This window comes from Fusibacter sp., from assembly GCF_057447755.1.
The window spans coordinates 1-4,523 of sequence record NZ_JBVBZF010000286.1 but is presented as its reverse complement, the minus strand read 5'-3'; the positions used below and the strand labels follow the sequence as shown (position 1 = coordinate 4,523).

Here is a 4,523-nt window from a genome sequence, read left to right as displayed (position 1 = left end):
CTGATAAGTCCTTGGATTGTGATCTTTATACGACAAAATTCTTTGGCCTTGATATCCAAAGAATTTTAAAGGAGGTAGAGGAGATTGAGGGCATGGGGGCCATCGTCATCACTAGGGATAGCAGGATGGCACATACTCGTAATCTTAAGGGGAAAATCATATATAATAATGCTTGAACTGAGGCTTTTTATATCTAGATATTTTTATATCTAGATTTTTTGATCCTGCTCAGATGCTACCACTAAAATGTTTAATCGTTTTAGCTGGGTTTCTTTCTTCTTTGCACTCATAATCCACCATATTGCATCTCTTCTATACGTAAAGGTTTGACGCGAAAAATACGACCACGCTTTTTTATTGGACATGAATTCTTCCAAATAGACTTTATCAAGTTCCACTTCCCTAGTCTTAGAAGAATAACCCTCCATGTCTTTTCTTAAGTTAAACACTCGCAAACCTTCAGGTCTCATTTGATTTGATTCCATTAAACTTAATACTTTGCTTACATTTACTGCACTCCACACACTATTTTCTTTTCGTGGTGTAAATCTAATTTTATAAGACTTTGAATCTATCGTTTTCCGAATACCATCTATCCAGCCAAAACAAAGGGCCACATCTACAGACTCAGACCATGTAATACTCTCTTGTTCGGCTTTCACCTTGTAGAATCCAACCCAAAAGTGATCGATTGTAGTGTGATTCTCTTCTAACCAATTGTAAAATTCATTTTTTTCTCTAAAGTAAACTACATGTTCCACTTACTCAACCACTCCAAAATAATTTTATTGACTTCATCAGGTCTTTCTTCTTGTATCCAGTGACCTGAATCTACTGATACGACCTCCACGTTAGGGACGTTTTTTTTGAGGTCAAAAGCCTTTTGAACTGGATCTTTATCACCATAAATCATTAAAGCATTATGATGGATTATTGGATCCACTTCACCTAAAATGTGCCAATTGCGATCTAAGTTCCTGTACCAGTTAATACTTCCCGTAAAGCCAGATGTCTCAAATGCTTCAACAAAAACGGATAGATCCTCTTCACTCATAATTGGTTCACCCAAAGGACTTTTGCTTAAAGCAAGATTGATAAACTCATTTCCTGGTTGAGGCTCTACGTTTGGAATATTTTTACGATACAGATTTCTTAGAAACTGAGCCTTGTTAGCGTCTAAAATTGCATCTGCAACACCATAAAATTGATTAAAATGAACCATGTAGTAGTCAGGGCCCAGAATACTGGTTAGAAACTCTAACCATGGCGTCTCACCACGGTCTAAATAAGGTACACTTAAATTGATTATTTTATCGACACGATTTGGATGAAGCAGTGTTAAATTCCATACCAGAGTAGCACCCCAATCATGGCCGATAAAGGTTGCTTTACTATATCCAAAATAATCAAGTAGCCCAAGCAAATCGTCCGTTAAGTGCTTAATATCATATTCTGAAACCTCGCTAGGTGATGATGATCGTCCATAACCTCTTTGATTTGGAATAATGACATGATATCCTGCATCTACTAAATCCTGAACTTGATATCGCCAAGCATAAGCATGTTGAGGCCATCCATGACAAAGAAAAATTGGCCTGCCCATATTATGATGACCTGCCTCAAATACTTCAAGTTCTATATCATTAACAGAGATGAGTTTTGATTCTTTAAAAAATTGATTATACATTTTATCCTCCTATGCAACTGAATATATTTACTAATATCAGTTTAGCATAGTGGTTTGACACCCTTATGTCAGGTTTGAAAAACAAATTTAATAATATTTATCATACATTAGTTTTACACGATTTGAGACTGCATCCCTAATATGTTTAGGTCCCAATACTTCAACATGTTGTCCAAAACTCATTATGAGAGACATGACCCATTCTTGATCCGGAAATTGATTTGTGACCAACATTTCACCCTTGTTGAGTGTGACAATATTTTCTTTAGCAAAAATATCTTCAACCAGAGTCCTTACTTGTGAATCAAACTTTAAAGTGATGTTAATGGTTTCTTCATTCTCTTTAGCCACCGCTTCATATTCCAAGTAGGATATACTTCTTCGGTTAAATGTGACATCTTCTCTTTTCATGCTCACTATACGAGAAATTCTAAACACTCTATAATCATTTTTTAAACGACAATAGGCGAATAAGTGCCATGTGTAGCCCTTAAATATTATTGAAATAGGCTCAATTTGCCTCATTGTAACTTCGTTCAGTTTGTTCCTATAGTCGATGGTTAACAAATTGGATTGATCAATTGATTTTCGAATGTCCTTTATGAGCACCTTTTCTCTAGTCGTATTCGCCCACGATGGCATGCTTATGATGAATTGATCCATTTGGATATCCAAATGATTTTCTTTATCTTGTGGTATAAGACTGCGTAGTTTTTCAATGGCGTTGTCAATTTCATTATCTTCAAATGTATGATTAATCCCCTTGAGTGTTGATATTAAAGAGCATATATTGTTTAAGGTCAGTAACTGATTGTTGAGTTTGTAGTTGTCCATAATGCCAAATCCACCTGAATTTCCAGAGTAAGAGATAATTGGAATTCCAGCCATGTCAATTGCTTCAATATCCCGGTAAATGGTCCTAACAGATACCTCAAACTTTTCAGATAGTTCTTTTGCAGTTACACGGTCTCTATTTAAAAGGATAAGTATTATACTCATCATACGATCAATTCTCATTTACGTCTCCCTTCTAATCCATGTTTGAAGCAAATTAGGAAATCAGTTTTTATACTAATCCTCAATCGCTTTACCTTAAAAATACCCCACAAAAGTCTTTTTGACAAGACTTCTGTGGGGTATTATGGGACTTTGTACCTTCATTAAAGTATGAAAGGGTTGAGATATTCTTACTTTCACTGTTTTTCAACACTTGCAGACTCCAAAGCAAAATACTCAAATTGGGGTTTGGCAAACAAATAGCCTTGGACCAAATCCACGCCCCTCTTCCTCAGATATTCATAATCTTTATAATGTTCAATTCCCTCTGCGATGATTTTCACACCTGTGTCATTTTTAATTTTTAGAACCGCATCAAGGTATGCTTGTTTTGAGGGGCTATCATGAATGGATAAAATGTATGACATATCAATTTTAATGAAGTCTGTCTTTAACTTTTCATAATTATTAAGAGTTGAATAGCCTGCTCCGACATCATCCAAAGCCGTTTTGTAGCCATGGCTTCTATAGTAATTCAGAATATAAGCCAAATGGTCATAGTCTTCAACCAATTCACTTTCCACAACCTCAAAAACTATATCCTCTGGAAGAAGTCCCAGCTCCTGTACAATCTCATGCGTCGTCGCCAAGCAAACCTTAGGATCATATATGACAGACGGCATAAAATTTATAAAGAGTTTACCTCTTTTTCCACCAGTCTTATGGGAGGCCTTTATTGCGTTTATTCTGCACTGTCTATCTAGGTTAAAGGAGAGACCTAGTGCCTTGCTGACACCAAATAACCTGTCTGCCCCTATGGAGATCTTGTTCTCATCATAGGCCCTTGCTAAACACTCATGTCCAAATACTTCTAGAGTATCCGCCTCAAAAATCGGTTGGAATGCAACGTTTATTCTGGCATTTTCGATTGCTTCTACAACATCCATATTTTCAAAATATAAAATCCAATAATATAGGCTCTTGGTTTGAGCATACTTTGCAAAACTCAGCTCACATTCCAAGTGAAGTGGTAATATGAAGATATCCTTCTTTTCAACAGAGCTGAATAGACGCTTTCTTTCAATCGACAATATAAAGACAGAGAAATCAGCCACTTGTACTTCGTAGTATTGATCTAGTTTTACTACTTGAACCCCTTCCATTGAAGCAAAAAGTAGATCAAGCTTGTCTATCAACTGATCTGCACCTGTACTTAAATAGACTTTCATATTGCCTCTATAGTTCATAATAACTTGACACTTATTGCATTTTCTCATCAAAATCCCCCCACAAAAGTCCATAAAATTCACCATTCGTATTAAGTCTGCTTCTTCTATTTAAACCCTATTCAAAAATTTCCACCTTCTTTCCATAAGTTATACCCATGTCATGGCATTTGAAATACATTTTGACTAAGTTTTACTTAGATATTAGGTGGTTGTTTTGACATAATCTGTTTGACATAATCAGGAGGTGGTTGATGAAATGATTTTTAAAAAACTTGCCGATTTTTGATCTGTAAAGTGGTGAGTTCTGGAACTTAGCAATGAACAGATAACAATCTTTTTTTGCTCTAAAAGTATCTTTATATCTGAATGATCAAGTTATATTTGCTCTTGATTTTTATGACTATGACATGGTTTTAAACTCATGATCATATCGCTACTTATTTACGATACAATTGTTGGTGTCAAGTAATACCTACGAAAATAACTAACACCCTGTTTTGAATATCGCCTAGTGGTTCATATATTTCCGTCAAGCCGAAAAACTCAAAAAATAAGTTAGTTTTTTTGATAGTGACAATTGGCGAAATTAAAGGGTTGGTGCGCATCTAATT

At 35.5% G+C, this 4,523-nt stretch carries 4 protein-coding genes; all 4 read right to left on the bottom strand.

The genetic code is table 11. The features are described from left to right. Window positions 1-209: 209 nt before the first annotated feature. Window positions 210-761 (bottom strand): YdeI/OmpD-associated family protein, encoded by a 552-nt coding sequence (locus AC220I_RS18595; RefSeq protein WP_486725361.1) that lies wholly within the window; start codon window positions 759-761, stop codon window positions 210-212. Beyond that, the gene (locus tag AC220I_RS18590) at window positions 749-1,687 is read right to left on the bottom strand and encodes an alpha/beta fold hydrolase (RefSeq protein ID WP_486725360.1); all 939 of its coding nucleotides are present in this window, start codon (window positions 1,685-1,687) and stop codon (window positions 749-751) included. Before AC220I_RS18590 ends, AC220I_RS18595 begins: the two co-directional genes overlap by 13 nt. A gap of 87 nt (window positions 1,688-1,774) precedes the next feature. Next, on the bottom strand, window positions 1,775-2,704 hold the full coding sequence (locus AC220I_RS18585; RefSeq protein ID WP_486725359.1) for a helix-turn-helix transcriptional regulator: 930 nt from the start codon (window positions 2,702-2,704) through the stop codon (window positions 1,775-1,777). A gap of 176 nt (window positions 2,705-2,880) precedes the next feature. Continuing rightward, window positions 2,881-3,960, bottom strand: a complete 1,080-nt coding sequence (locus tag AC220I_RS18580; RefSeq protein WP_486725358.1) for an EAL domain-containing protein — start codon at window positions 3,958-3,960, stop codon at window positions 2,881-2,883. Between the last annotated feature and the right edge of the window lie 563 nt (window positions 3,961-4,523).

Excerpts from the sequence above, each read along its gene's own strand:
- AC220I_RS18580 (WP_486725358.1), bottom strand. The coding sequence starts at position 3,960 with ATGAGAAAATGCAATAAGTGTCAAGTTATTATGAACTATAGAGGCAAT.
- AC220I_RS18590 (WP_486725360.1), bottom strand. The coding sequence starts at position 1,687 with ATGTATAATCAATTTTTTAAAGAATCAAAACTCATCTCTGTTAATGAT.
- AC220I_RS18585 (WP_486725359.1), bottom strand. The coding sequence starts at position 2,704 with ATGAGAATTGATCGTATGATGAGTATAATACTTATCCTTTTAAATAGA.